We start from the raw sequence: 26,485 nt of genomic DNA, 5'->3' as shown, positions 1-26,485 counted from the left end.
TATTTAACTACAAATTATATAACACAGGCAATAACCAAGAGAATGTTATCCACATTATAAAAGTCAAAGGAATACCAACTTTTAAGAAGTCCCCAAAAGTATATCCTCCTGCTGTCATAACTAAAAGATTTGTTTTATATGCCATTGGTGTAGCATAACTCATATTTGCTCCAAAAAGAACTGCTAGGACAAAAGGTTCTGCTGGTAAGTTTAGTTGTTGTGCTATTCCTATTGCAATAGGAGTTCCTATTACTGCTGCTGCGTTGTTTGATACTATATTTGTCATGATTGCCATTAGTAACATCAATCCACTTAGCATAAAGGTTGTGGACATGCCATCCATTGCAGATACAAATAAATATGCTAGATAGGATGCTGCTCCAGTTTTTAGAAGTGCTGTTCCTAAAGCTAGCGAAGCAACGACGATTAGTATAACTTGTGTATTTAAAGCTGATGAAGCATCTTTCCAATTTATACAAGAGGTTAAAAACATCAAAAGCACACCAAGTGTTGCACTTATTGCAATTGGAAGTATTCCTAAAGCTGCAATTGCAACGATACCAAACATGATTAAAAATGCTAAAGGTGCTTGTTTTGTATGGGTTAAATCAGAGGTTGCATCTAAAACTAATAGTTCTCTAGCTTGTTTTAGTTCTAGAATATGTTCACTCTTTCCTTGTATTAATAGAACATCACCTATTTTTAGTGTTACATCTGATATATTTTTTAAAATTGTTTCTGTTTTTTTACCTGAACGATGTAAGGCTAAAGCTACTAGGTTGTGTCTTCGTAAAAATCTACTTTGAGATAGAGTTGTATTGTTTAATCTTGAACCTTGAGAGATGATAACTTCTGCTATTTGTTGTTCTTCTGCCATCAAAGGATGCTCTTCATCAACTGCACCTAAACTACTATATAGAACTGCTTCAAGAATTGTTTCATAGCTTTTTAGATTTTCAGGAGTATCTTCTACTACTAACATATCTTCAGCTTTGATTATTGTATTTGAATTTGGCAAAATATACATATCCGTGTTGTTTCTATGGATTCTTAGAACTTTCATCATCCCATCAGTTTTTTCAATTAGTTCGTTTAGTGGTTGATCTTTTGAATTAGAATCTTCCGAAATCATCAATTTTGCAGTAAATACTCTAGGTGAAGTATCAGTAAGTGGTGCTTGTCTCTCTTTTATAAAATAAGGAACGATTAACCATAAGTAAAGCATGGCAAATGAACCTGCAATTAAAACTGGAAGAAAAAAGTCAAACATACCAAAGTCTTTCATTCCCATATCTACCGCAACTGAAACAACTAATAAATTTGTAGATGTTCCAATAGTAGTACTCATCCCACCTATTAATGTAGCAAATCCCATAGGCATCAAAACTTTTGAAGCAGAACTCTTTGTTTTTATAGAAACAGCGGTCAAGATTGGTAATAATAAAATTACAATAGGTACATTGTTTACAAAGGCACTTAATGTCGCACCTACTATTAAAGTAAGAAGTAGAGATAGCTTAGGATAGCTGCCCCATAGTCTTGATAATACTCTTCCTACGGGCTCTAATGCACCAGTTCTTACTAATCCTTGCCCTGCAATCATTAAAGCGCAAACAGCTATTAACGCTTCATGTCCAAAGCCAGAGAAAAAATCTAAAGCATGGATTTGTGTATTTTCATACTCATAAGGAAAAATTGTAAAACCTACAGTTAATGCAACGATAATAAAAAGACTAGAAGTTTCCAAGGGAATCTTTTCACGTGTAAATAAAAATAGTGCTAAAGCTGTCAATAACATCACTGCTATAGAGTGATTATTAGTAGACGTGATCAATTCCATAAAATACCTTTTTTATATATTATTTTTATTATATCAAATTATATATTATTAAATTTTTTGATAGAGTAGGTTATATCATTTTGAAATATTACATTTTGTAAATATCAAAATATTTACTTTCTATAGGTTCTACTATAAAACTTGTTTTCTTTCATTTTGATATATCATATTGAAAAAAAGTAAAGATTTATAAAATAAAACAAGCTATTTAGAGCTTGTGACAATTCTAAATAAAAAGTTTAAAAACTAAAATATTGTTATATCATTTTGAAATATTACAATTTGTATGCGTCTAAAAAACGGCTTTTTAAGCCTATTTGTTAAGTGGTCTATAGTTTCATTTTATTATATCATTTTGAAAGATACAAAATAAACTTCCTTTTTTTGTATAGAAGTTTATTTGTAAATTTGTATTTGTATTTTATTGTGCGAGAATAAAATCTTTGTATTGTTTTGCAGTGTTATAGCTAATTTCTGCTGTTTTAGCGACACTATAAACTGTGATTTTTTTATCTTCAAATCTTAACATATTTACTGCATTTGTTATTGCATTTCTACTTTTTTTTCTTTTTGCCATATTTGCTTTATTTGTGGCTTTTATTTTCTTTGGTGTACATGATAAAATCGATTTTTTAAACTCTTCGTTAAATCTATTATATAACGATGTATCATTTTGTACTAATATTTTTTGGATTGCGTCAAACTCGTGGCTTGTGATTGTTATTCTCATTTTTCTCCTATTTGATTTTTTGGGTGCGAATTATACAAAATCAAGCTTAAAATTATCTCAAATTGTTATAACATTTTGAAATAAATTTATTGTGAAAAACAAATTCATTTTTTAGGTACTTAAAGAGAAGTTTTAAAAAGTTTTTTGAAAAAGTTATGATAAGACTAATTAGGAGGTTTGATAAAAAATTGTTAGGATTGTTATTTGGATTTTTTTTATAAAAAAAGAATGGGTTTTAAAGTATTAAACTAAAAAGAACCCATTTATACAAGTATTTTATGAATCAGATTCTGTCTGATTTTCTGTATTTTCTTCTTCTGTTCCTTCAGCTTTTTGAGCTAATTTCTTTTTACGTTTTTCTTCTTTTTTCTTTTGTTTTTCTAGTTCTTTTGCACGTTTTTCATAAGAATAGTTTGTTTTAGCGATAGTATTTCCTTTTTAATCTTTTTATTTGTATATTATTTTGAAGCTTTTTTTGCTTTTTTTTCAGCTCTTTTTTCTTTCATTGATTTTGCAGGTGCTGTTTTAGCTGCCTTTTTTACGTCTTTTCCTTTTGACATTGTGTCTCCTTTTCTCGGATTATACAATCAGTATAGCCTAATAAATAAAATTTAAAGTAAAATAATAAATGTTCTATATTTAGCAAAACTGCAATATAATTCCAAATGATTATATTAGATTTTGAAACAAATACAACAAATGAACATGATGTTATAGAAGTTGCTGCTGTTAAAGTGGTGTTAGAAGATACTAAATACAAAGTAGTGGATAAATTTCATAGATATTATTTATCTAGGTATTCTGTAAATCCATACTCTTATGCAGTTCATAAGTTAACTCCTGAAAAAATACTAGCTCATAGGGCTGGTGCTACGTATAGTTCTTATTTTAGTGAAGATTTAGAATTTGTAGATTTTTGTAAAGATGCAAAAACACTTATTGCTCATAATATAAGTTTTGAGCTACGACATTTATATAAAATAGCAGAATTTGAAAATCATTTTTGTACTATGAAAGAGAATAAACATATAGTAAAAGCTTTAAATGTAAGAGGAAATGTTAAAAATCCAAAGCTAGATGAAACTTGCTTCTATTATGGTATTGAGTTTGATCCAAATTCTTACCACAGTGCAACTTATGATGTTAGTAAAACTTATGAGATATTGAACCGAATGAGTAAAAAAGTAGGGCAATGAAAGATTTGAAAAAACATCTTTATACAATATTTGAACACCCAGCTAGTCATGCATATGGAATATTAGTACACTCACTAATTTTTCTAAATATTATAGTTAGTATTATAATTATGTTTTTACAAACAGAAAAAGCATTATCTGATTACTTTGGGATATTTGATATTATAAATACTATAAATGTAATGCTTTTCACCCTTGAATATGTACTAAGACTTTATAGTATAAATTATCATCATAAAAGAAGCCGGTTCAAGTTTGCTTTTACACCTTTTATGATTATTGACTTGATTGTAATACTTCCATATTATTTGTCACTATTGAACTTAGATTTAGGATTCTTAAGGGCATTAAGAATTATAAGAATATTTAAGCTTTTTAGAGTAGTAAAATATGCAGAGTTTGATAATCTTTTATTTAGTATTTTAAAAGAGAAAAAAGAAGAATTTATATTTATTTTTGTAGGTTTATCTGTAGTAGTTTTAACTCTAACTCCTATTGTGTATCATTTTGAAAAAGAAGTTCAACCAGAAGTATTTTCAAGTATGTTAACAACTATGTGGTGGGCTGTTATAACTTTTACAACAGTTGGTTATGGTGATATGTATCCAATAACTGCAGTAGGTAGAGTATTAACTGCGATTGTAAGTTTTTTAGGAATTGCTTTATATGCAATACCAGGAAGTATTTTTACTTCTGCACTTTTAGAAAAGATGAATGATAGAAAGAAAAAACGAAAAGAGTAGATTTTATAAGTTTACAAACTCTTTTTTATAGTTTATTACTTTTTGTAAATATCTTCTTGTTTCTTTATAAGGAAGTTTATTTTTTAGTGTATTATAAACTTCTGAGGGTGTTTTTCTATTTATCAAATCTTTTGCTTTTTTATTGTCTGTAGAGAATGTTTTTAAAACATTTCCACTTCCAGTATTGTAAGCACTAATTACACAATACTCTTTAGAAACTTGATTATATATTCCGTTTAAATATTTTGAATTCAGAAGTTGAATATAGGCACTTCCTAGTTCTATATTGTTTTTTGCATCAAAGAGATATTCTTTTGATGGTGTCCAGCTTGAGCCTTTAGTATGTTTGTATGCGTCTCTTCCTGCACTTGTTGGAACTATTTGCATAAGTCCTAAAGCCCCAGCACTGCTTATTGCAAATTGATTAAAGTTACTTTCTGTTTTTATTATTGCATTGATTAAATTTTTACTGACATTAAATTTTCTTGCATATTTATTTACTAATGGTTGAAACTTTGCGACTCTTATTGAGGCATGGTCTTTAACCATAGGGATATTTACGTAATATACAGTAAGATTTTTTCCCTCTTTTTTAATTGTTTTTTCTTTTAATTGTTTATTTATTAGAATCTCGGCAAATCTATTTGCTCTCCATTCGTATCTTATATTTTCGTTTTTATCATCTTTTATCTCTCCTAGTAAATAAGGAGTGGCACCCAGTTTAACTTCACTTGTTCCAAACAAATCAACAGCTCTTGGGTCATCAGGTAGAAGAAGGGTTGTGATAATTGCATTTGTTAAACTACGTCTGGTATTTTTTGTATCGATTGTCTCAACAGTTACAATACCTTTATCAAAATCAATCAAAGCTCTACTTTTGTAGTTTTGCATATATTTTACATACTCTTTTTCTTTTGGCAGTTTTTCATTGCCTTCTCCCCATACAGAAGTTATATCATCAAGTAAAGAGCTAATAAACTCTAAGTCATTCGATAGACGTTTTGGATTTATAGTATATCCTAGGGCTTTTGATTGAGCAATAGATTTGAAAGCTGCTGATGGGTTTTTACTTATTACTGCTGTGGTGATATTTATGGCATCATTTATACCACATCCAGTTAGTGTAAAAATTAGTCCAAGAGTAAATATTTTTTTCTTCATTGAAGTTATTTTATCAAAAGTATATAACTAATGCAATATTATGTTATTTTTTAAAGATAAAAAATCAAAAAGGAAAAAAAATCAAAGTTTTATTTACAATATTTTTATTTTCTTCAATATTATTTGCAGAGTATAATTATAAAATAACAAATATAACAACAGAAATAAAAAAGCGGATGATTGAAGGAAACTCTTATAAAAAAGATTGTCCTATAGAACTAAATAATTTAAGATATTTAAACCTAAGTTATATAGATTTTGAAGGTAATACAAAAATAGGGGAGCTAATAGTTCATAAAGATGTCTCTATTGAGATAGTTGATATTTTTAAAAAACTATATGAAACGAAATACCCTATATATAAAATGGAATTAGTTTCAAACTACAAAGGAAATGATTTTGATTCAATAGAAGCAAATAATACTTCTGCATATAACTGTAGAAATATTGAAGGTACTACAAAATGGTCAAGACATGCTTATGGTAAAGCTATTGATATAAATCCTATTCAAAATCCATATATCTCAAAAACTGGAAATATATCCCATAAAGAGTCACTAAAATATGAAAAGAGAGCTCATATAAATTTAGATAATCCAAATGATAAATCAATGATTTTAAAAGATGATTATATTGTAAAAGTATTTAAAAAATATAGATGGGTTTGGGGAGGAGATTGGCGTACTATAAAAGATTATCAACATTTTGATAAAAGAGAATAGTACACCAAATAGTTTATTTTTCTATAAATTCTTTTTCTTCTGCTTTTTCAAGAATCAATTGTGCTAGTGCATTTGATTCTTTTGCTGTATCATTTGCTTGTGCTGCAATTGCTGCATTTTTCTGAGTTTGTGCATCTAAAGAATTAATAGAGTCATTGATTTGTTCTACTCCGACTTTTTGTTCTTTACTAGATGATTCAACTTGATTAATCAATTCAATAGTATTAGAGATGTTTTCATTAAGACCATTGTATCCTTTAATCATTTTTTCTGAAATATTTTTACCATCTGTTGCTTTTGAAGTTGCATTTTCTACTAAAGCTTTGATTTCATTTGCTGCTTCTGCACTTCTTGCTGCTAGGTTTCTTACTTCTTGGGCAACAACTGCAAAACCTTTTCCTGCTTCACCTGCTGTTGCTGCTTCAACTGCTGCATTTAATGATAAGATATTTGTTTGAAATGCAATTTGATCAATTACTGAAATAGCTTCACTAATTGCAGTAACTTGTTCATCAATTGTATTCATTGCTGAAGTAGTTTCTTCTGCTAGTCTTTCACCATCTTTAGCTGCTGTTGTTAACATATTTGCATAAGAAGCCATTTGAACTACATTTTCAGTATTACTTGCTATGTTACTTGCAACTTGTTCTGCTGCAGCTGCTGTTTCTTCAAGTCTTGCCGCTGCATCATTTGAGTTCATATTTAAAGTATTTACATTTTCAAGTAAATTATTACTAGAATTTGTAAGAGTAAGTCCATTTTTCTTGTTTTCAGTTAGCATTTGACAAATTGCATCGCCTAAGAAGTTTGTTCCTTCTGCAATTGATTTTAAATATCCTCCTAGACCATTATCATCTATTCTATTTACGTATTTATACTCTTTATACTCTTTTAGTATTTTTAAAATCTCATCATTGTTTTTTTGTAAAATTTTTGCTAAATCATTTAAAGCACCTACTACGTGATTTATTCTAGGGTTAGCAGCTTTTAATATAATTCTTGAAGTAAATTGTCCATCTGCCATTTTTTCACTAAAACTCATGATTTCACCAAATGCACCCAAATCAGATTCCATTTCATCTTGAATTTTTTCCATCTTACTTCTTAATAATTTATTCATTTCTCCTAATTCATCTTGCGTAGTATTTTTTGCTAGTTCAAGTTCATTTGTCTCTCTATCTAAAAATCTAAAAAAATGTAATAAGTTTTTATTGAAAATATTAATAGAACTTTTAATATTTCTTATAAGTATTAACGCTGATATTATTACAATAATAAAAGTTATAACACTAATTATCCAAAGTAAATTTTCTAATTGTTCTTCATGTTCTTCACTTTGATGAACAACATATGCTAAAGCTCTATTAGCATTTTTTATCATCTCTTCTGTATCATGTTCCATTTGTATTAATTCAGATTTAATTTCGTTTAACTCTTCATCATAGTGTGAGAGATCACCTTCTTTTAAATGCGTTTCAAACTTTTTTATTGAGACTTCAAATTCTTTTTGCTTTTTTTCTAACCTTGTTAAAATTTTTAATAATGTTTGGTAGTCTTTTTTTATTTCATCTGAAATAGTATTTTTTTCAGCATCTAAAAGTAAAACTCTAGTTTTCTTTATGACTTTTTCTGTTTCATGTTCAAGTTCTTCTATTTTTTTTTCTAAATCAATATATTTTTTTGATTTTACATCTTTCCCTGCAATAACAAGTTGATATGCTAAAATTTCTTCTTTTAATATATCTCTTTCTAATTCAGTGATTATTGTATTTATAGGCACTAAATAATTATCAATTTCATTGATTTCAAGTCTAATCTTATGTAAACCACCAAGTGTTGTTCCTATTATGATTATTAAAGCAAGTATTCCAATTGATGATGAAATAAATATTTTTGTTCCGATTCTAGTATTTTTAAACATTTTTTCTCCTAATCCATTGTTGGATATAATTCAAGCACAGCATCAATCTCTTTTTGTGAAGGCATAACCCTAACAGAGATATATTTGGTACTTCCATCAACATATTTTGAAGGGAAAACAATTGCTTTTACCCAGTAGTAACCACCATCTTTAGTTCTATTTATTACTATACCTACCCATTTTTTGCCAGATTGAATAGTACTCCAAAGGTCAGCAAAGGCGGCTTTTGGCATAAAATTATGCCTAATCATATTGTGAGGTTGTCCAATAAGTTCTTCTTTTGAAAATCCTGAGATTTTACAAAAGTCTTTACTAGCATATTGGATAATGCCTTTTTCATTTGTTTCAGTAACTATCATACTTGTCGGGTCCAGTTTAACTTCATTTATCCCTAAATCAATAGACATTTTAAGCCTTTCTTTAAATTAATAATATATTGATTATAGTAACTAATAACTTAAAAATAATTATTTTTCATTATATTAATGTATAAAAATAAGGAATTTGTAAAAATAATTACTTTTTTATACTTTTTATAAACTCATCAAGCCAATTAAAAAGCTCTAATGTTGAGTCATAGAATTTGAAGTTGTAGTTTATTATTTTCTTAGAATGGAAAGTTTTATTTGGCTTAAAAGTTTTGTTTACGAACATACCATTATATTTTGCAAGATAGGCATATTTATTTTCTTTATCAAATCCTGCTGGAATTCTTTTATAATGAGGTTCAGGAATAGTAATACCTTTTTGTTTTAAATCTTCAATAATATCGTGTAAGGCTTTTGCATTTTTTTCAACTTTTATATACTCTCTATAGTTTTTAAGAAGCTCTTCTTTAAATACTCTTATCCCTGTACCTAAAAATACTTCTTTTTCTTTGTATTGCATATAAAAACATGGACATTTCATTCTATGTAGAACTCCTTGCCAAAACATAATTCCTATTTTGATTTTTATTGGTGTTTTATCATGTGAAAATCTAGTATCTCTATATATTTTAAATAAAGAACCTCCTGCTTTTGGTTGAGCTTTTATAAATGGAGCTAAAGCTATAAGGTGTTCCCCCATTTCTTCTACATAGGCTTTATTTGGTTCAAGTATTATTTTTTCCCATCTGTGTCTATTTGCTTCAAACCATACTTTGTTGTTATTATGTTCTATTTCATTTAAAAATGTTAGGGCTTCTTCTTTAAATCCATCAAATTGCATATTTTTTCTCTTTTTCTTAAGCTTTTATTTCTACAAATTTTAACAAAAAAATTATATATTATGATAAAATTGCAGCTATGAAGTCATTAAAATATTTAGAACATTATCCTTCTCATATCAAAACGCAAGTACAACAACTAATAAGTGACAAAAAATTAGACAAATATTTACTGAAAAATTATCCAAAATCTCATGATATAAAAAGCGATAAAGCTTTGTATGATTATACGATTGATTTAAAAAATAATTTTTTAAAAAAATCACTTCCTCTTAGTAAAGTAATTTATGATGGAAAGATAAATGTTATCAATGATGCACTTGGTTTACACACCTTTATCTCACGAGTTCAAGGTGGAAAGTTAAAAAGTAAAAATGAGATTAGAGTAGCTTCTATGTTTAAAAATTGTCCAGAAGAGTTTTTACGAATGATTATTGTTCATGAGCTATCACATATAAAAGAAAAAAGTCATGATAAAGCTTTTTATAAACTTTGTACTTATATGGAACCATCATATCACCAATATGAATTAGATTTGAGAATCTATCTTACTTATGTTGATAAGTTTGGAAAGCTTTACTTTTAATCAAAAACACGCTATCATCGCGAAATTATAAACAGTTTTAAAGGTTTTTATTAATGGAAATGATATTAAACGAAAATGATATTGTTGTTGGTGTAGAGTTTGAAAATGGAACTATACAAGATTATATAGATGATGAAAAAACATATGGTCTTATTAGATTAGATGATACAACAGCAAATTGGTTTTTATACAACAAAGATGATTCACCCGAAGATATTCAAGATTTATATGAAAAAGTGTTAAAAACAGAACATCATATAAAAGATGAATTTGGAGAAGAGGTTGTTTTATTTAATAAAGAAGGTAAAATTTCATTTGAAAAACTGATTGAAAAAATAGATGCTTACTTAGATGATGAAATGGCAAGCATATTTTAAAGGAATCCTATCAAAAAATTTATAGAATTTAATTTTCATTCTTCAATAAACAAAGCAATTGAAGACCAAGGTTATGAAAATCCAACAGCAGTACAAAGAAAAGTAATACCTATTATAAATAAAAAGATAGATGTAATTGCAGCTTCTAAATCAGGTACTGGTAAGACAGCTTCATACGTATTGCCTATGTTAAATAAAGTTAACAATGACCTAAACTTTAACAATAGAGTGTTAAGAGGACTTATTTTAGTTCCAACACGTGAGCTTGTAGAACAAGTATCTAAATCACTTTCTGAGTATGGAAAACATTTAAAAGTAAAACATACTAAAATCATGGGTGGAACTAGCAGAACAAAGCAAGGTGAAACTTTAAGTGGTGGAATTGATATTGTTGTTGCTACTGCTGGAAGATTACTTGATTTAGAACGTGATGAACTTATTGATTTAAGTTCTGTTAATTTTATTGTTTTAGATGAAGCAGATACTATGCTTGAGATGGGCTTTATAAAAGAGATTGAAACTATCTTCTCTTTATGTTCTCCTTATAGACAAATAGTAATGTGTTCAGCAACAGTTTCTCAAAATATTAGGAAACTTGCAAAAGAGTTTTTAAGAGACCCTGTAACTGTTCAAATTCATGATAGACGAGATAGAGTTGATATTATTAAACATGAAGCTTTTAAAGTAGATGTAAAAAGAAAAAAAGAACTTGTTGCTCATATTTTGAAAACAACTAAACATGAACAAGTGTTACTTTTCGTAAATAAAAAAGATAGTGCAAATGCAGCTTTTGAATACTTTAGATCTCAAGGAATTAAAATAGCTGCTATTCATGGTGATGTAGAATATAAAAACAGAGTACAAGCTATCAAGGACTTTAGAAGTAAGAAAGTAAAAGTTTTAGTTGCTACTGATATTGCTGCACGTGGACTTGATATTAAAGAACTTCCTTTAGTTATAAATTATACTCTTCCTGAAGCGACTGATGAGTTTACTCATAGAGTAGGGAGAACTGGACGTGCTGGAAATAAAGGAACTGTAATAAGTATGCTTACAGTTGAGGACTATAACCATTTTAGCAAGATTGAAAGAGATTTAAGACTAAATGTAAAAAGAGAAATACATGAAGATTTTCCTTTAAAAGATAGACAACCTAGACAAAAACCTATGAAAAAGAAAATGACTTTGAGTGAAAAAAAAGGTCACTATAAAAAGAAACAAACTGCAAGAGAAGATGCTCCTAAAAAAAGTGGTGCAAAATCTAAAAAAACTACAAAAAGAGATGCTAAAAGAAGCTTTAGAAAATAGTTCTAAAAGCTTCTTTTATAATAAAAACTTATACAAAACTTCTTCCTAAAAATTAGATTAATTTATAATTTACGATTTTATTTTTAAGTATACAATCATATATTTTTTATAAGCTTTCTCTATAAAAAATGAAATGTTTTTGAAAAATTCAAATAAAAGTAATATAAATGTAAATCCCTTTATATTACATTTTTTTTGATTATAATTCCATTTTTATAGTTTTATTTATAAAAATTAAATTGGGAGAGTGAATGAAAAGAATTTTGACTTTTGGGACATTTGATGTATTTCATTACGGTCATTTGAAAATTTTAGAAAGAGCTGCTAATCATGCAGATGAACTTATTGTTGGTGTCTCTTCTGATGCGTTAAATTACAAGAAGAAAGGTAGAAATCCTGTTTTTTCAGAAAAAGAGAGAATGGATATAATATCTTCATTAAACTTTGTTGATGATGTCTTTTTAGAAGAGTCTTTAGAGTTGAAAAGAGAGTATATTCTAAAACATAAAGCTGATTGTTTAATTATGGGATGTGATTGGGCAGGTAAGTTTGATGAGTTTAACGATATTTGCGAAGTTATGTACTTACCAAGGACACCTGATATTTCAACTACTGAAATAATAGAAAAAATTAAAACATTATAAGAGTCAAATTTGAATTATAAAAATTGTGAGATAGTTGCCTATTTTTGTGGTGGTATAAATTCATACTATCAAATCAAACAATGGCAAAAGCCTTTTGAAGAACTAAATAAAAAACACAAACTGTTGTATGTAATTACTGATTATGAAGTATATTTACATTTTATCAAAGAGCAAGTTTTTGAAGTTGTATATATACAAGATTTTACAAATTTAATTGAACTGTATCAAGAAAATGAATTTTCTATTACTTTGTATATAAATAATTCACTTAAAAATTTTCAAGCACTTAGATATAGTAGAGGTTATCATATTCATTTAAATCATGGGGAGAGTGAAAAAGAGTCAATGAGATCTAATCAATCTCAAGCTTATGATTATATTTTTACTGTTGGACAAAGAGGTGTAGATAGATATGCTGAATATTTATTGAATTTTAACTCTGAAAAATTTATAAAAGTAGGTCGTCCTCAACTTGATTTTATTAATCAACTAGAAATAAAAAAGAATAAAAAACAAAGAGTTATTTTATATGCTCCAACTTGGGAGGCAACTCACCCTAGTATGAATTATACTTCTGTTCCTTTATATGGAGTAACTTTAGTAAAAGAAATTTTAAAAAATAAGAACAATATTCTGATTTACAAACCACACTCAGCTCTTGGAACAAGAGATGAAGATGCCTTAAGTGCAAATAACGAGATTTTACAGATAATAAGTCAATCTTCAAATGCTTATTATATGGGTGAAGATGATATCAATGATGTTTTCACTTTAGTTGATTTTGCTTTTTTTGATAATACTTCAGTGATGATTGATTATTTATATACAAACAAACCTGCAGCATATATGGAGGTTTTAGAAGATCAAAGTATAAACGAACTAAGAAAAGCTTTTAAAACAATTGATAGAAAAAACTTTGAAAATTTTATTGAGATTATGGAAGATGAAATTTTAAATGATACAAATAAAAAAGCAAGAAAAAAAGTTAAAGAATATTATTTAGGAAATTATAAAAAAGGTGAAAGTACAAAAATTTTTATAAATAAAATTTCTGAGTATATTAAGATTAGAAATAAAAAAGTAAAAAATTTAAAAAAATAGAAAAGGGAATTTATGGTAAAAGAGAAAAAAGATATTAACTATATATCAAAAGATGCAAAAGTTGGTAAAAATACAGTTCTAAATGCTCCTGTAAGATTAGTTGGTACTGCAAATGTAAAACATTCTTGTAATGTAGGTAACTATACATTTATTAATAGTGGTACTACTCTTTTCCCTGGAACAAAGATGGGTAAATATTGCTCTATAGGAAAGAATTGTGAATTAGGTGCTTTTGATCATCCAACTACTTGGCTTAGCTCTTCTGCTATTCAATACAATTTAAAACTTCATTTTCCAGATTATATAGAAGATTTTGAACAAAAAAAGATAGAGAGACCAAAAGAGACAGTTTTTGGAAATGATGTATGGGTTGGTTCATTAGCTGTTGTAAAAAGAGGATTAACAATTGGCAATGGAGCTATTGTTGCAGGTGGTTCAGTTGTTGTTAAAGATGTTCCTCCTTATGCAATTGTAGGTGGAGTCCCTGCAAAAGTTTTAAAATATAGATTTGATGAAGAAATTATAAAAAGATTAGAAAAAGTAAAGTGGTGGGATATGCCTGTAGAGGATTTAAAAGATATTTCATTTGATGATATTGAAAAAGCATTAGAAGAACTTGAATCAAAATAAATGTATAATCAATCCAAAAAAAGAGAATAAATGGATTGGTTAATACAATACCCTATAGCTCATAGAGGTTTACATATGGGATTTACTATCCCTGAAAACTCTAATCTTGCATTTAAAAAAGCATTAGAAAAAAACTATGCAATTGAGCTTGATATTAGAATTACTAAAGATAATCAAGTTGTAGTATTTCATGATAAAAATCTACTTAGAATTTGTGCTTCAAAGAAAAAAATTGCAAATCAAGCTTATTCAAACTTAAAGAAATTTAATCTTTATCATACTTCAGAAAAAATCCCTTTGCTAAGTGAAGTTTTAGAACTTATAAATGGACAAGTTCCTGTACTGATTGAAGTGAAAAACTATGGAACAGTAGGCTTATTTGAAGAGTTGTTATCAAAAGAATTAGAAAATTATAAAGGCCATTTTGCAGTTTGTTCATTTAATGTTGAAGTTATAAATTGGTTTAAACAAAATAAGCCAGATATAAAAAGAGGTTTGATTTTTGGTGATTTAAAAAAATTTCAAATAAAATTTTATAAAATAGTTTTTTTATATAGACTATTTACTTCAAAACCAGATTTTATCTCTTTAGATTATAAACTTTTAGATACATTTTTAGTTAATTTTTGTAGGTTTTTTAATAAACCATTAGTTTCGTGGACTATTGATAGTAAAAAGAAACTAAGAAAAGCAAGACATATTGTAGATAATATTATTTTTGAAAATATAAAGATAAAAAAAGATAGGAGTTAACCTATCTTTTTTATTTAGATTATTTCTAGTTTATTTAAAAATAGAAGTGCAATTGCAACTGGTACAATATATCTAACTAATACAAGCCAAATATTAAATACCATTACATTTGTTTGAGAAGTAAATTTAGCTTTTAACTCACTTTTATCAACAAAATATCCTAAGAAGATACAAGTTACAAATCCTGAAATAGGAAGCGCTACAGAAGATGTTAAATAATCCATGTGGTCAAATAAATTTTTTCCTAAGAATGTCAATGCTTCACCATAATCTGCACTCATAGATAAAAGAGCAAGTATTCCTAAAATGTATAAAAATCCAGAAGCTAAAAATATAGCTTTAACTCTACTCATGTCAAATTTTTCAACTAAATATCTAACTGATGGTTCTAATAATGATACAGCTGATGTAATACCTGCAAATAGAAGTGCACAAAAGAATGCAACTGCAATAATTTGTCCAAATACTCCCCAGCCTGCAAAAATTAGTGGTAATGAGATAAATACTAATCCTGGTCCTGCTGTACTTTTTGCCCCTGCAGCAAAAAGGAATGAGAATATAATTACACCTGCAATAAGTGCAACAGATGTATCAACTATTGCAACAAATACAGATGATTTGATAAAGTTTGCATCTTTTGCCATAGAAGCTGAATATGTAATAATAATACCCATACCAAGTGATAATGTGAAGAATGCTTGTCCTACTGCTGCAAGAACTGAATCTACAGTTACTTTTGACCAATCAGGCATAAACATAAAATCAATTGCTTTGCCAAAAGAATCCAATGTCATTGAATACATTAGTAGACCAAATAAAATAAGTGCAAGTAGAGGCATTAGAATTAAGTTTAATTTCTCAATACCATTTTTTACACCTTTTAATGCAATAAAAATCATAGTTGCTACAACAATTGTATGAAATAAAATTTGTGTTCCAATTTTATGAGTAATAAGATTAGTAAATGTATCTTCTGCCTCTTTAATTGTTGCCGGAAGCCCTGTAACAGATATAATTAGATAATCAATAATCCATCCAATAATAAATGCATAAAAAGAAAGAATTATAATACCTGCAAAGATTTGAAATCCTGCCCATCTCCAATTTTTATTATTTGATTTAGAAATAGCTTGATAACCTGCTGCCGCATTTGCTCTTGATTCTTTACCAATATATGATTCAGCAATAAAGATTGAAAGACCAATAAATGCAATAGCAATTAAATATAAAATTACAAATGCACCTCCACCATTTTCTCCAGTTACATATGGAAATTTCCAAATATTACCAAGACCTACAGCCGAACCAGCAGCTGCTAAAATAAATCCTATTCTTGAAAAACCTGCTGTCATTATATTGCTCCTAGTTTATTTAATAATAATACGATAATCGCTACTGGAACTAAATATCTTATTAGAAAATACCAAATGTTAAATATTGTTTGACTTGTATGTGTTGTAAATTTTTCTTCTAAAACTTTTTTATCAACAAAATATCCTAGGAATATACAAATCATAATTGCTGCAATTGGCATCATTAAAGATGATGACATGAAATCCATGATATCAAATGCATTTTTTCCAAAGAATGTAAGTTCTGCACCAAATGATTTTGACATAGACAATAAAGCAACAATACCTAGAACGTAAAATGTTCCTCCACAAATTATTGTTGCACTTCTTCTTGAAATATTAAATCTTTCAATAAAGAATCTTAAAGCTGGTTCTATCATAGAAACAGCAGATGTAATACCCGCAAAAACTAAAGCTACAAAGAAAGATATTGCAATAACGTGTCCTAATACTCCCCATCCAGAAAAAATTACAGGAAGTGAAATAAATACAAGACCGGGTCCTGCTGCACTTTCTGCCCCAGCTGTAAAAAGGAAAGTAAAAATAATAAGACCTGCAATAAGTGCAATTGATGTATCAACAATTGCAACCATAACAGATGACTTAACGAAGTTTGCTTCTTTTGGTAATGAAGCTGAATAAGTTAAAATTGTACCTACTCCAAGAGATAGAGTAAAGAATGCTTGTCCAAGCGCAGCTAAAAGTGCATGACTATCAATTTTAGAAAAATCAGGTGTAAACATAAAAGATACTGCTTGAGAAAATGAGTCTAAAGATAGGGCATAAATTAGTAAACCAAAAAGAATTAATCCTAATAAAGGCATTAGAATTAAGTTTATCTTTTCGATACCTTCTTTAATCCCTTTTAAAACAATAAATATTACAGTTCCTGCAATTAATGTATGATAAACAAGTAATGAACCTATATCATCTGAAATTAGTTTTTCAAAATTTGCACCTGCTACACTTGCTTCTGTAGGTAGCGATGAAAATGATGTAATAACATAATCTAAAATCCATCCTAAAACAACAGAATAGAATGATAAGATGATTAGTCCTGCAGCTACCATAAATCCAGCAAATTTCCAGTTTTCATTTTTTGATTTTGAAAGTGATATAAATGAAGTAGAAACATCAGATTGACCATTTTGTCCTATAACAGCTTCTGCTAAGAATACTGTTAAACCAATAAATAAAATAGCAAGTAGATACACAATAATAAATGCTCCACCACCATACTCTCCTGTAATATATGGAAATCTCCATATGTTACCTAATCCAACAGCCGAACCTGCTGCTGCTAAGATAAAACCAATTCGTGAAAATTTATTCACAAGAATCCTTTTTTAAATGTAATTTTTTGAAATTATACAATAATAAAATGAAACTAATATGAAATTTAAATAAAACTTTTATATCTAAATTAATTATATATATTTAAAATAATTTTCAAAAACTCACATAAATGTCATGTTTATGTGTTATAATTTTATTAAATAACTAAAAAGGGGTAGACAATGTTATCTAGATTATCAAAATTATGTGCGGTATTAGTACTTGGAGTATCGTTTTCTTATGCAGCAACAGTAGCAGAAGTACAAGCTTTTGTTGAAGACGGTGTTAAGCTTTGTAAAGAAAAAGGAAATGAAGCTTGTTTAAAAGAATTTAATAACAAAGATGGAGCTTTTATTAAAGGTGAGTTGTATATGTTTGCTTACGATTTTAATGGTGTTAATCAAGCACTAGGTTCTAATCCAAAACTTGTTGGAAAGAATTTATATAAATTAAAAGATGCATCTGGGTTAATGTTAATTCAAGAATTAATTAAAATCGCTAAAACTGATGGTGAAGGTTGGTTAGATTACAAATGGTCACACCCAATTAAGAAAAAAATCGCAGATAAAAGATCATATATCAAAAGAATAGATGGAGATATGTTCATAGGAACTGGGTTTTATAAATAATAAAGCTTTTAGAAGTATGTTTTAATTAACATACTTCTAAATAATTAAATCTATTAAGAATTTGAAGTAACTTTATCTAAAGTATATTTTAAATCTTCGTCTAAATCCATATTATTTTTCATCCAGTTTAAATATCCAGAATCTTCACGTGCTACTTCAGCTATCTCTTTACCTTTATGTTTACCAAATTTAAATGTTTTGATTAAAACAGGTGTTTTTGTTAAGTCAACTAATTTTTCCATTGGATTATAATCAGGATAAATTTCTCTACATTTACTTACAAGTTTTGATAAAAATAGTTTCATAACAAGTACATCACCAATCGCATCATGAGCTTTAATAGTTATATTGTGTTTTGCTGCTTCTGCTTCTTCTGTTTCATAAAGTTTAAGTGCATATCTTAAATACTGTAATCTATGATAAGGCATTTCAGGAAATAGATGTTTTGCGCATCTTAATGTATCAATTAGTTGATAAGAGTTTACAAAACCTTCTTTTTCTATCATTCCCATATCAAAAGATATATTGTGTGCTATTAGATAGTTTTCAGAATTATTTAATTCTTCAAGTTTATTATAAAAGGTAGTTTCTGTTGCAAGAGGCTTCCCTTCTATCATATGTGGCGTAATATTATGAACTTCCATTGCTTCAAGTTTTATTTCTACATCTGTTGAACAAAACTCATCATAAGCTTCTACTTTTCCTTTTTGGTCTACAATCATAGCTCCAAATTGTATTACTTTATCATCTTCTTTATTTCCTGTTGTTTCTGTATCAAAAAGTACATAATGTGGCATATTAGTTTTCCTTTTTATTAGTTCAAATTAAATAATCAACATTCCGTCACCATAAGAGTAAAATCTGTATTTTTCTTTTATAGCTTCTTCATATATCTCTAAAGTTTTTTCTAAACCTACAAATGATGCAATAAGCATTATAAGTGTAGATTTTGGTAGGTGAAAGTTTGTAAGTAGATGGTCTACTTTTATTGGTTTATTAGATGGATTTAAAAATAAATCACATTCACCTTGTATCATATTTGTTCTTGCGTAGTATTCAACTGTTCTTGTAACTGTTGTTCCTACTGCAAGAGTTTTTCTTGCTTGATCTAAAGCTTTTTTTGCTTCTATTCCTATTTCAAAATACTCACTGTGCATTGGGTGTTCTAAAATTTCTTCTGCATCAACTGGTTTAAATGTTCCTGCTCCAACATGAAGAGTTAAATAGTTTACTGGATATTTATTGTTTATTTTTTCTAGTAACTCTTCTGTAAAGTGTAAAGATGCTGTAGGAGCTGCAACTGCTCCATAGTTTTTTGCAAACAGTGTTTGATAATCTTGATTGTCTTTTTCTTCATCTTCTCTATTCATGTATGGAGGAAGAGGCAAGTGTCCTATTTCATTTAGTATTTCTATTAAAGATAAAAAGTCTAGTTTTTTCCCATTTTGGAAAAATTGTACGATTCTGCTTCCATCTTCGTTTAATTCAATTACTGTTGCTGTTAGATTTTTATCAAAAAATATTTCTGTACCTAGTTTAACTCTTCCTCTAGTCATAACTAAGTATCTATCCATAAATAAAGGTTTATTGAAAAATACTTCTACTTTTCCACCTGATTCTTTTTGTCCAAAAATTCTTGCTTTTATAACTTTTGTATCATTTAAAAAAATAGATAAGTTATCTGGTAAAAAATCCATAAGATTTTTAAATGTAGAATGAGTAATAGTATCCGTTTGTCTATTATAAACTAGAAGTTTAGCACTATCAGCAGGACTTACTGGGTGTGTAGCTATGAGCTCTTTTGGTAAAAAGTAGTCATAGCTAGAAGTTTTAAGTGGGTCTAATTTTATATTATTCTTCGTCGTCTTCATCTATAGGAGCTGCTGGATTAAATACTTTTGCAATATAAATTGAAACTATATAAAGTAAAATTAATGGACCAGCCATTAAAAATTGTGTTATTACATCTGGAGGAGTTAATAATGACGCCATGATAAAAATAAGTACGATTGCATATTTAAAGAAGTCTTTTAACATTTTATCATCAACTAGTCCAATTTTTGCTAAGAAAAATGTAATTACTGGTAATTCAAATGCAACTCCAAAACCAAATAATAGCTTTGTAAAAAATCCCACATATTTACCAATACTTGGGAAAACAGTAACAACTGTAGAACCAAAGTTAATTAAAAAATCAAATCCATATGGTACAACTACATAGTATGCAAAACTTGAACCAATTAAAAACATTAATGTTGCAAAAAATACAAAAGGAATTACAAGCTTTTTTTCATGCTCATATAAACCAGGTGCTAAAAATAACCATAATTGCCAAAATGTTACAGGTAATGAAACTATAAAACCAGAGAAAAAAGCAACTTTAAGTGCTGTAAAGAATGTCTCTTGAATTTCAATAGCAACCATTGATGAACCTGCTGGTAATATAGCTTTTGCCGGCAACATCATCCATTCTAAAATAGGTTCATAAAAGAAAAAACATGCAAAAAATGCAACAATTAAAGCTGCACCTGAAGTCATTAACCTTTTTCTAAGATCTGCTATATGGGGTTTTAAATCTTCAAGCATTATTTGTCATCCTCTAACTCATCGAAGTCTACTTTAAATTTATTCATTTTATCAGCACTAGATTCTTCTTTTGGTTTTTCTTCTACTGCTTCTTCGATTTTTTCTTCTTTTTTCTTTTTCTTTTTTGGTTTTTTTAGAGAAACTTTTTCTTCTTTTGGTTTTTCATCATTAGTATTATCAGTCTCTTTTTCGTCGTTTATAATATTGTCTAAGTTCAGATCCATGTTCTCTTTTATATTAAGTGTTGATTTAGCATCTTCAATCTGTGCTTTATATTTAGCCGCCTCAGCTTTCATTTCAGTTATATTTAGTTCATTATCAAGTGTAGACTTTGCATCTTCAACACCAGATTTAAATTTTTTAAGAAATTTAGCTATTTCTACCATGGCAGTTGGTAGTTTCTCAGGTCCCAATGCAATAATTGCTACGATGGCAATTAAAAATATTTCCATAAAACCCATTCCAAACATTTGCTACTCCATTATCTATTTAAAGGAAAAGATTTTACCTAATATTTAATAAAAGTTGAGTTATTACGATAAATGATAATAATTTTTCTATTTTTCTGTCAATATTAATATTATTTTATTTAATAATAAATTATAATATTTTATATTTATTATTAATAAGAAAGGTTATAGATGACAGAGCAAGAAACATTAGAAATGATAAAATTATTTGATACTACTATAAAAATTGGTTTAGGTAGTATTATAGGAGGTGCTTTTACTTATTATACAGTTAATTTAAATCATAAAAATAAATTAAAAGAAGAGAGAATCTCTAAAAAGACTACTAAGCAAATAGAGATGTTAGAAGAGATTGCATTAAGAAGTGAAGATCATTTTTCATTAATTGAGAATTTTATTAGAAAGATTTATTCTATTACTTCTGTTAATGAAGGTAAGTATTTTTCAGAGCTTTCTGAAAGTAAAAAAGAAGAGATTAGAGGTTTTTATAAAGAATATAAAGATGCAATTAAAAATGAGTTTGCAATTGTTTCTAAATTAAATATATTAAATATGGATAATGCTAATAAAATATTTAAAGAATTGATTAGAAAAGTAGTTGATTATAGAAACGATATATTATCTTCACCTAGAGAGAATATAAAGTTAACTAAAGAAACTATAAAGAATAGAAATAAAGAAATACGTAAATTAAGAGATTCCTTTCACTTAGAACTTCAAGGTTTTTTTGATAAAATCTAGCCATTAATTTATTAAGGATTATAATGAAATTGTTGTTTTTACTTATTGTTGGTGTTGTTTTATATTTTATTTCAAGAAATTATAAAACAGAAAAATTTGAAAACATAAAGTTAGATATAAAAGAAAATTTTAATGGTGATTTAATGAATCACGAGGCTGGGTTACTAATTGCACTTATGGCAAAAGTTGCAAAAGCTGATGGTTCTGTTTGTGAGTTAGAAGCTCAAATGTTAAAACATACTTTTAATGATATATCAAGGCATTTTGAAAATGCAGAAGAGATAAGAGAAAAATTAAAAGATATTTATAAAAAAGAGAAAGAAAGTTTTGATAATACTATAGAAATATGTGAAAAACTATACAAAATAACAAAAAATGACTACCAAAAACGTGTTAAAATTATAGAATATTTATTAAATTTAGCCTTTATTGATAAAGAATTTTCTCAAACTGAGTTAATGATTACAGAAGATATTGCAAATGCATTAAAAATTAATAAAGTTGATTTTCAGAACTTGATAAATACTTTTGAAAATTTTTATGCAGAACAAAAAAATTCACAAGCAATATCCTTAGATAAAGCCTATGAAGTTTTAGAGTCAAGTCCAAGTGATGACAATAATATATTAAAGAAAAAATATAGAACTTTAGTAAAAAAACATCATCCAGATATTGTTTCAGGACAGGGTGCAAGTCAAAATATTATAGATGAAGCAACAAGAAAACTGCAAGAAATAAATGAGGCGTATGAATTTATTAAAAAAGAGAGAAATATTTAATTGATAGAGAATTTTGAAAAAGATTATGAGGTTTGTAATTGTCATAAAGTTAAATTAAATGAGATTATTGATGCAATTAGTATAAAAAAAATTGAAACATTAAGAGAATTACAAGAAGTAACAGGTGCAGGTACTCATTGTAGACATTGTGTATTTGAAGAGGCTGATTTAGGAAAAGTAAAAAAGAAAATTTATTGTAAAGATATTTTTAATGAGGTGAAATATGGCTAAGAAATTTCATCATTCATATGAGGTATGTAAATGTAAACATGTAACTTTAGGTGAAATCATTTATGCAATAAAAGAACAAGGTGCAACAACAGTTGAAAGAGTTGGAGAACTGACTGATGCTGGTACTTCATGCAAGTGTTGTCAAAGTGCGCAAAAAGATATTGGTGAAGAGAAACTTGAACTTTATATAGACCAAATAATAAATAAATTTGTAGGTTAGAATGGAAAAAGAAGAATTAATAGAAGAGATTAAAGTTTTAATATCTACAAACAAAGAAGAAAGCATTGAGATAAATCCAGATTTTTTACAATACTTTGAGTTAGAGGAACTTATTTCAATCAGAGATAATTTGATTATTAAGAAAAACAAAATTAGGGAAAGTACTTTTGATTATTTAGATGAACTTTATGAGAAAACAAAGGAAGATTCTATATAATAAAAATTATTAAAGGATTATATTTGATAAACTGGGAAAATATAAAAAAACAATTACAAGAGTTTTTAAAAACTGAATTAGAAAAAACAGGTTTAAAGAGAGTTACTGTTGGAGTTTCAGGTGGATTAGATTCAGCTGTCGTTGCAATATTATGTAAAGAAACTTTTGGAGATAACATGAGTGCTGTACTTATGCCTTCTCAATTTTCATCAAAAGCTAGTGTTGATGATGCAAAAGAACTTTGTGAAAAATTTGATATTAAATATGAAATAAAATCTATTACTCCTATGGTTGAAGCATATATTGAGAATATGGATGAAGATAGACTTCGAATAGGAAACTACAGTGCAAGAATGAGAATGTCTGTACTATATGATACTTCTTCAAGAGATAATTCAATAGTTATTGGTACTTCAAATAAAAGTGAGTTACTTTTAGGATATGGAACAATTTTTGGTGATATTGCTTGTGCGATAAATCCAATTGGACAAATGTACAAAAGTGATGAATTTGAATTTGGAAAGTATTTGGGTGTAACAGAAGCAATTCTAACTAAAAAGCCAAGTGCTGACCTTTGGGAAGGTCAAAGTGATGAGGAAGAGTTAGGATATTCATATAAAGAAATGGATACTGTATTAAAGTTATTAATTGATGAATTTAAAAGCAAAGAAGAAATTATTAGTTTAGGTCATGATAAAAAATTAATTGAGACCTTAGAATATAGAATAAAAGCAAATGCATTTAAAGGTAAGTTACCTAAGATTGCAAATATAAAATGGAGTTAACAATATGAGAGATATACCTTTTTATCAGTCTTCTATCGGTGAAGAAGAACTTAGCCAATTAAAGACTGTATTAGAATTAAATAAAGATGAAAATAAAGTTTTAGAACTTGAAGAAAATATAGCAAACTTTGTAGGTGCAAAATATGCAGTTGCTACATGTAATGCGACATCTGCAATTCACTTAGCTTTAAGTGCTATAAAACTTAAAAGAGGTGATAAAATTTTAATGTCAGTTAACTCATTTGTTAATGTACCAGAAGTTGTAAGACATTTTGATGCAGAACCTATTTTTATTGATATTAATACAGATGATATGAATATCGATGTAAATAAGTTTGAAAAAGCTTTAGAAGAGAATAAAACAAAAAAACTTAGAGGTGCAATAATTACTTTTGTTGCAGGACAAACGCCTGACTTAGATAGAATTTATGATATTGCTGAAAAGTATGGGATTATTTTGATTGAGGATGCAACTTGTGCTTTAGGTGTAACTTATAAAGAAGAAACTGTAGGGTCTTTAAGAGCTGATATGACAATTTTTTCTACAAACCCTTCTAATGGTAAATATTCAGTTAGTAGATCAGGTATGATTGTTACAAATAATGAAGAAATAGCTACAAGAGCAAGACTTTTAAGAACTCACGCAATTACAACTACATATGATGATTTTGGTAACTTAGATTATATTTATGATGTAGTAGATATTGGACATAAATATGATATCTCTGAACTTGACGCAGCATTTTCTTTAGCTCAATTGAAAAAAACAAATAAATTTATAAAAAGAAGAAAAGAGATTGCAAAAATTTATAGAGATAGATTATCTGAGATTAAACATGTAACTATTCCAAATCATAAAGATGAACATATTTTTACACAGTTTATTATAAAGATTTCTAGAAACAGAGATGCCTTTGCAAGAGCATTAAGAGAAAAAGGAATTGCTACTGGACTTAACTATATTCCATTACATCTTTTATCTTATTATAAAACTAAATATTCTATCAAAATTACGGCATTTAGTTCGGCACTTACTTCTTATCAACAAATTTTATCAATCCCAATGTATCCAAGTTTAACGGATGATGAAGTTAATTATATTTGTGACCAGATTATAGAAATTGCCTCTGAATGGGTATAACAATTTGAAGCAAAAGCTTTTTTTATGGGTAGAAGATTATCTCTTCTTCCCAAACCTTTTCCAACAATTTATCTCTATTTTACTTTTACCATTTACTTTAATTTATATGCTTATAATCTTATTTAAAAGAGCAGGAGCAAAGCCAATTGAATTTGGAATACCTATTATTTCTATTGGAAATATTATAGTTGGAGGAAGTGGAAAAACTCCCCTTACAATACATCTAGCAAAAAACTATGAAGATGTATGTGTTATTTTAAGAGGCTATGGAAGAGCTTCTAAGGGGCTTTATGTTGTATCAAGATATGGAAAAGTATTAGAAAATATAAAAACTAGCGGTGATGAAGCTATGCTTCTAGCAAAATCTTTACCAACTGCTACAATAATAGTAAGTGAAGACAGAAAAGAAGCTATTTTAAAAGCTAAAGAGTTAGCTTGTAAAATAGTTTTTTTAGATGATGGTTTTTCAAAATATGATATAAAAAAATTTGATATATTAATTCGTCCAAAAGAAGAACCAACAAATTTATTTTGTTTACCAAGTGGAGGATATCGAGAGCCTAAAATGACTTATGCTTTTGCAAACCTTGAACTTCAAGAAGGACGAGATTTTAAAAGAGTTGTGTCTTACAGTAAAGATGGTGAATATGTAGATATTTTACCTTTAAAACTACTATTAGTTACAGCAATTTCAAAACCTAAAAGACTTTTAGAGTTTTTACCAGAAGGTACAACGATGGAAGCTTTTGAAGATCATCATACATTCACTTTAGACGAAGTAGAATATATTAAAAATGAATATAAAGATTATGCAATAATTACAACATCAAAAGATTATGTAAAATTAAAATCTTTCAATTTTAAAAACTTATTTTTAATGGATTTGAGTTTACAGATTGAAAATGATGTAAATCTAAAATTAATAGATGATTATATTAATCTTTACAAATAACATTTAATACTACGCTTTTCCCCTTAATTACCCTTTTTATTAAATATTTATATATACAACTACATTGACTTGTATAGACAAGTTGTAATCTTTTTGTAATACTCCTCATTTATACTTTCACCAATCAG

Annotated in this window: 31 protein-coding genes; 19 read left to right on the top strand and 12 right to left on the bottom strand. The window is 27.7% G+C overall.

What is annotated here, in order from left to right; all coding sequences use genetic code 11:
* Positions 1-7 precede the first annotated feature (7 nt).
* Positions 8-1,840, bottom strand: a complete 1,833-nt coding sequence (locus BT997_RS06825) for an SLC13 family permease (protein WP_072680702.1) — start codon at positions 1,838-1,840, stop codon at positions 8-10.
* Positions 1,841-2,261: 421 nt separating this feature from the next.
* Complete coding sequence (locus tag BT997_RS06820; protein WP_072680701.1) at positions 2,262-2,570, bottom strand: hypothetical protein; 309 nt, start codon at positions 2,568-2,570, stop codon at positions 2,262-2,264.
* 665 nt (positions 2,571-3,235) lie between these two features.
* Here BT997_RS06820 and BT997_RS06815 point away from each other — a divergent pair.
* Both BT997_RS06815 and BT997_RS06810 read left to right on the top strand, forming a co-directional pair.
* Positions 3,236-3,766 (top strand): 3'-5' exonuclease, encoded by a 531-nt coding sequence (locus tag BT997_RS06815; RefSeq protein WP_072680700.1) that lies wholly within the window; start codon positions 3,236-3,238, stop codon positions 3,764-3,766.
* The gene (locus BT997_RS06810; RefSeq protein WP_072680699.1) at positions 3,763-4,509 is read left to right on the top strand and encodes an ion transporter; all 747 of its coding nucleotides are present in this window, start codon (positions 3,763-3,765) and stop codon (positions 4,507-4,509) included. Before BT997_RS06815 ends, BT997_RS06810 begins: the two co-directional genes overlap by 4 nt.
* A 3-nt stretch (positions 4,510-4,512) precedes the next feature.
* On the opposite strand, the gene BT997_RS06805 is transcribed toward BT997_RS06810, so the two are convergent.
* Positions 4,513-5,670, bottom strand: coding sequence for a murein transglycosylase domain-containing protein (locus BT997_RS06805; protein ID WP_072680698.1), 1,158 nt, complete (start codon positions 5,668-5,670; stop codon positions 4,513-4,515).
* A gap of 176 nt (positions 5,671-5,846) precedes the next feature.
* Between BT997_RS06805 and BT997_RS06800 the strand changes: the two genes are divergently transcribed.
* Positions 5,847-6,392 (top strand): M15 family metallopeptidase, encoded by a 546-nt coding sequence (locus BT997_RS06800; protein ID WP_083568587.1) that lies wholly within the window; start codon positions 5,847-5,849, stop codon positions 6,390-6,392.
* 13 nt (positions 6,393-6,405) lie between these two features.
* On the opposite strand, the gene cas5a is transcribed toward BT997_RS06800, so the two are convergent.
* The 3 genes from cas5a to BT997_RS06785 all read right to left on the bottom strand — a co-directional run bounded on the left by cas5a (position 6,406) and on the right by BT997_RS06785 (position 9,522).
* On the bottom strand, positions 6,406-8,313 hold the full coding sequence (cas5a, locus tag BT997_RS06795; protein ID WP_072680697.1) for a type I-A CRISPR-associated protein Cas5a: 1,908 nt from the start codon (positions 8,311-8,313) through the stop codon (positions 6,406-6,408).
* An 8-nt stretch (positions 8,314-8,321) separates the two neighbouring features.
* Positions 8,322-8,720, bottom strand: a complete 399-nt coding sequence (locus tag BT997_RS06790; protein ID WP_072680696.1) for a PAS domain-containing protein — start codon at positions 8,718-8,720, stop codon at positions 8,322-8,324.
* A gap of 109 nt (positions 8,721-8,829) precedes the next feature.
* The gene (locus tag BT997_RS06785) at positions 8,830-9,522 is read right to left on the bottom strand and encodes a DUF2461 domain-containing protein (protein ID WP_072680695.1); all 693 of its coding nucleotides are present in this window, start codon (positions 9,520-9,522) and stop codon (positions 8,830-8,832) included.
* A gap of 77 nt (positions 9,523-9,599) precedes the next feature.
* Here BT997_RS06785 and BT997_RS06780 point away from each other — a divergent pair, with 77 nt between their 5' ends.
* The 7 genes from BT997_RS06780 (at position 9,600) to BT997_RS06750 (ending at position 14,919) form a co-directional block, all read left to right on the top strand.
* Positions 9,600-10,106 (top strand): YgjP-like metallopeptidase domain-containing protein, encoded by a 507-nt coding sequence (locus BT997_RS06780; RefSeq protein WP_072680694.1) that lies wholly within the window; start codon positions 9,600-9,602, stop codon positions 10,104-10,106.
* Positions 10,107-10,159: 53 nt separating this feature from the next.
* Positions 10,160-10,483 carry a hypothetical protein gene (locus tag BT997_RS06775; protein WP_072680693.1) on the top strand — a complete coding sequence of 108 codons (324 nt, stop codon included), beginning with the start codon at positions 10,160-10,162 and terminating at the stop codon, positions 10,481-10,483.
* 9 nt (positions 10,484-10,492) lie between these two features.
* Positions 10,493-11,791, top strand: a complete 1,299-nt coding sequence (locus BT997_RS06770; RefSeq protein ID WP_307190051.1) for a DEAD/DEAH box helicase — start codon at positions 10,493-10,495, stop codon at positions 11,789-11,791.
* A 251-nt stretch (positions 11,792-12,042) separates the two neighbouring features.
* On the top strand, positions 12,043-12,435 hold the full coding sequence (locus BT997_RS06765; protein ID WP_072680692.1) for an adenylyltransferase/cytidyltransferase family protein: 393 nt from the start codon (positions 12,043-12,045) through the stop codon (positions 12,433-12,435).
* 9 nt (positions 12,436-12,444) lie between these two features.
* Positions 12,445-13,536: a CDP-glycerol glycerophosphotransferase family protein gene (locus BT997_RS06760; RefSeq protein ID WP_072680691.1), complete on the top strand. Its 1,092-nt coding sequence runs from the start codon at positions 12,445-12,447 to the stop codon at positions 13,534-13,536.
* A gap of 12 nt (positions 13,537-13,548) precedes the next feature.
* Positions 13,549-14,166: a CatB-related O-acetyltransferase gene (locus BT997_RS06755; protein WP_083568527.1), complete on the top strand. Its 618-nt coding sequence runs from the start codon at positions 13,549-13,551 to the stop codon at positions 14,164-14,166.
* A 30-nt stretch (positions 14,167-14,196) separates the two neighbouring features.
* Complete coding sequence (locus BT997_RS06750) at positions 14,197-14,919, top strand: glycerophosphodiester phosphodiesterase family protein (RefSeq protein ID WP_083568525.1); 723 nt, start codon at positions 14,197-14,199, stop codon at positions 14,917-14,919.
* A 14-nt stretch (positions 14,920-14,933) separates the two neighbouring features.
* On the opposite strand, the gene BT997_RS06745 is transcribed toward BT997_RS06750, so the two are convergent.
* Together BT997_RS06745 and BT997_RS06740 are read right to left on the bottom strand one after the other, a co-directional pair.
* A complete protein-coding gene (locus BT997_RS06745; protein ID WP_072680690.1) occupies positions 14,934-16,271 on the bottom strand; it encodes a sodium-dependent transporter in 1,338 nt (445 codons plus the stop codon).
* Complete coding sequence (locus BT997_RS06740; RefSeq protein ID WP_072680689.1) at positions 16,271-17,605, bottom strand: sodium-dependent transporter; 1,335 nt, start codon at positions 17,603-17,605, stop codon at positions 16,271-16,273. The genes BT997_RS06745 and BT997_RS06740 overlap by 1 nt, the downstream gene beginning before the upstream one ends.
* Before the next feature lie 183 nt (positions 17,606-17,788).
* On the opposite strand from BT997_RS06740, the gene BT997_RS06735 reads away from it, so the two are divergent.
* Positions 17,789-18,235 carry a cache domain-containing protein gene (locus BT997_RS06735; protein WP_072680688.1) on the top strand — a complete coding sequence of 149 codons (447 nt, stop codon included), beginning with the start codon at positions 17,789-17,791 and terminating at the stop codon, positions 18,233-18,235.
* A gap of 53 nt (positions 18,236-18,288) precedes the next feature.
* Here BT997_RS06735 and BT997_RS06730 read toward each other — a convergent pair whose 3' ends face one another.
* From BT997_RS06730 to tatB, 4 genes are read right to left on the bottom strand one after another with little or no spacing between them, the layout of a single operon-like run.
* Complete coding sequence (locus BT997_RS06730; protein WP_072680687.1) at positions 18,289-19,032, bottom strand: exonuclease domain-containing protein; 744 nt, start codon at positions 19,030-19,032, stop codon at positions 18,289-18,291.
* Between the two features lie 27 nt (positions 19,033-19,059).
* On the bottom strand, positions 19,060-20,106 hold the full coding sequence (queA, locus tag BT997_RS06725; protein WP_072680686.1) for a tRNA preQ1(34) S-adenosylmethionine ribosyltransferase-isomerase QueA: 1,047 nt from the start codon (positions 20,104-20,106) through the stop codon (positions 19,060-19,062).
* Complete coding sequence (gene tatC, locus BT997_RS06720) at positions 20,087-20,821, bottom strand: twin-arginine translocase subunit TatC (RefSeq protein WP_072680685.1); 735 nt, start codon at positions 20,819-20,821, stop codon at positions 20,087-20,089. The genes queA and tatC overlap by 20 nt, the downstream gene beginning before the upstream one ends.
* Entirely contained in the window at positions 20,821-21,291 is a 471-nt protein-coding gene (gene tatB, locus BT997_RS06715) for a Sec-independent protein translocase protein TatB (protein WP_072680684.1), read from the bottom strand. The genes tatC and tatB overlap by 1 nt, the downstream gene beginning before the upstream one ends.
* Before the next feature lie 171 nt (positions 21,292-21,462).
* On the opposite strand from tatB, the gene BT997_RS06710 reads away from it, so the two are divergent.
* From BT997_RS06710 to BT997_RS06675, 8 genes are read left to right on the top strand one after another with little or no spacing between them, the layout of a single operon-like run.
* A complete protein-coding gene (locus tag BT997_RS06710) occupies positions 21,463-22,032 on the top strand; it encodes a hypothetical protein (RefSeq protein WP_072680683.1) in 570 nt (189 codons plus the stop codon).
* A gap of 23 nt (positions 22,033-22,055) precedes the next feature.
* Complete coding sequence (locus BT997_RS06705; protein WP_072680682.1) at positions 22,056-22,811, top strand: TerB family tellurite resistance protein; 756 nt, start codon at positions 22,056-22,058, stop codon at positions 22,809-22,811.
* Positions 22,812-23,042, top strand: coding sequence for a bacterioferritin-associated ferredoxin (locus tag BT997_RS06700; protein ID WP_072680681.1), 231 nt, complete (start codon positions 22,812-22,814; stop codon positions 23,040-23,042). It abuts the gene before it with no gap.
* On the top strand, positions 23,035-23,262 hold the full coding sequence (locus BT997_RS06695) for a (2Fe-2S)-binding protein (protein ID WP_072680680.1): 228 nt from the start codon (positions 23,035-23,037) through the stop codon (positions 23,260-23,262). The genes BT997_RS06700 and BT997_RS06695 overlap by 8 nt, the downstream gene beginning before the upstream one ends.
* A 1-nt stretch (position 23,263) precedes the next feature.
* The gene (locus BT997_RS06690) at positions 23,264-23,479 is read left to right on the top strand and encodes a hypothetical protein (protein ID WP_072680679.1); all 216 of its coding nucleotides are present in this window, start codon (positions 23,264-23,266) and stop codon (positions 23,477-23,479) included.
* A gap of 23 nt (positions 23,480-23,502) precedes the next feature.
* Complete coding sequence (locus BT997_RS06685; RefSeq protein WP_072680678.1) at positions 23,503-24,264, top strand: NAD+ synthase; 762 nt, start codon at positions 23,503-23,505, stop codon at positions 24,262-24,264.
* A gap of 4 nt (positions 24,265-24,268) precedes the next feature.
* Positions 24,269-25,405 (top strand): DegT/DnrJ/EryC1/StrS aminotransferase family protein, encoded by a 1,137-nt coding sequence (locus BT997_RS06680; protein ID WP_072680677.1) that lies wholly within the window; start codon positions 24,269-24,271, stop codon positions 25,403-25,405.
* A 4-nt stretch (positions 25,406-25,409) separates the two neighbouring features.
* Positions 25,410-26,357 carry a tetraacyldisaccharide 4'-kinase gene (locus tag BT997_RS06675; protein ID WP_072680676.1) on the top strand — a complete coding sequence of 316 codons (948 nt, stop codon included), beginning with the start codon at positions 25,410-25,412 and terminating at the stop codon, positions 26,355-26,357.
* Positions 26,358-26,485: the final 128 nt, after the last annotated feature.

Origin of the sequence: Arcobacter sp. LA11 (assembly GCF_001895145.1) — a bacterium.
GTDB lineage: Bacteria > Campylobacterota > Campylobacteria > Campylobacterales > Arcobacteraceae > Halarcobacter.
Note: the sequence above shows the minus strand (reverse complement) of the source record. Positions and strands in the feature narration are given on the sequence as shown.

Coding starts and splice junctions, on each gene's coding strand:
- BT997_RS06825 (WP_072680702.1), bottom strand. CDS start 1,840: ATGGAATTGATCACGTCTACTAATAATCACTCTATAGCAGTGATGTTA.
- BT997_RS06820 (WP_072680701.1), bottom strand. CDS start 2,570: ATGAGAATAACAATCACAAGCCACGAGTTTGACGCAATCCAAAAAATA.
- BT997_RS06815 (WP_072680700.1), top strand. CDS start 3,236: ATGATTATATTAGATTTTGAAACAAATACAACAAATGAACATGATGTT.
- BT997_RS06810 (WP_072680699.1), top strand. CDS start 3,763: ATGAAAGATTTGAAAAAACATCTTTATACAATATTTGAACACCCAGCT.
- BT997_RS06805 (WP_072680698.1), bottom strand. CDS start 5,670: ATGAAGAAAAAAATATTTACTCTTGGACTAATTTTTACACTAACTGGA.
- BT997_RS06800 (WP_083568587.1), top strand. CDS start 5,847: ATGATTGAAGGAAACTCTTATAAAAAAGATTGTCCTATAGAACTAAAT.
- cas5a (WP_072680697.1), bottom strand. CDS start 8,313: ATGTTTAAAAATACTAGAATCGGAACAAAAATATTTATTTCATCATCA.
- BT997_RS06790 (WP_072680696.1), bottom strand. CDS start 8,720: ATGTCTATTGATTTAGGGATAAATGAAGTTAAACTGGACCCGACAAGT.
- BT997_RS06785 (WP_072680695.1), bottom strand. CDS start 9,522: ATGCAATTTGATGGATTTAAAGAAGAAGCCCTAACATTTTTAAATGAA.
- BT997_RS06780 (WP_072680694.1), top strand. CDS start 9,600: ATGAAGTCATTAAAATATTTAGAACATTATCCTTCTCATATCAAAACG.
- BT997_RS06775 (WP_072680693.1), top strand. CDS start 10,160: ATGGAAATGATATTAAACGAAAATGATATTGTTGTTGGTGTAGAGTTT.
- BT997_RS06765 (WP_072680692.1), top strand. CDS start 12,043: ATGAAAAGAATTTTGACTTTTGGGACATTTGATGTATTTCATTACGGT.
- BT997_RS06755 (WP_083568527.1), top strand. CDS start 13,549: ATGGTAAAAGAGAAAAAAGATATTAACTATATATCAAAAGATGCAAAA.
- BT997_RS06750 (WP_083568525.1), top strand. CDS start 14,197: ATGGATTGGTTAATACAATACCCTATAGCTCATAGAGGTTTACATATG.
- BT997_RS06745 (WP_072680690.1), bottom strand. CDS start 16,271: ATGACAGCAGGTTTTTCAAGAATAGGATTTATTTTAGCAGCTGCTGGT.
- BT997_RS06735 (WP_072680688.1), top strand. CDS start 17,789: ATGTTATCTAGATTATCAAAATTATGTGCGGTATTAGTACTTGGAGTA.
- BT997_RS06730 (WP_072680687.1), bottom strand. CDS start 19,032: ATGCCACATTATGTACTTTTTGATACAGAAACAACAGGAAATAAAGAA.
- queA (WP_072680686.1), bottom strand. CDS start 20,106: ATGAAGACGACGAAGAATAATATAAAATTAGACCCACTTAAAACTTCT.
- tatC (WP_072680685.1), bottom strand. CDS start 20,821: ATGCTTGAAGATTTAAAACCCCATATAGCAGATCTTAGAAAAAGGTTA.
- tatB (WP_072680684.1), bottom strand. CDS start 21,291: ATGTTTGGAATGGGTTTTATGGAAATATTTTTAATTGCCATCGTAGCA.
- BT997_RS06710 (WP_072680683.1), top strand. CDS start 21,463: ATGACAGAGCAAGAAACATTAGAAATGATAAAATTATTTGATACTACT.
- BT997_RS06705 (WP_072680682.1), top strand. CDS start 22,056: ATGAAATTGTTGTTTTTACTTATTGTTGGTGTTGTTTTATATTTTATT.
- BT997_RS06695 (WP_072680680.1), top strand. CDS start 23,035: ATGGCTAAGAAATTTCATCATTCATATGAGGTATGTAAATGTAAACAT.
- BT997_RS06690 (WP_072680679.1), top strand. CDS start 23,264: ATGGAAAAAGAAGAATTAATAGAAGAGATTAAAGTTTTAATATCTACA.
- BT997_RS06680 (WP_072680677.1), top strand. CDS start 24,269: ATGAGAGATATACCTTTTTATCAGTCTTCTATCGGTGAAGAAGAACTT.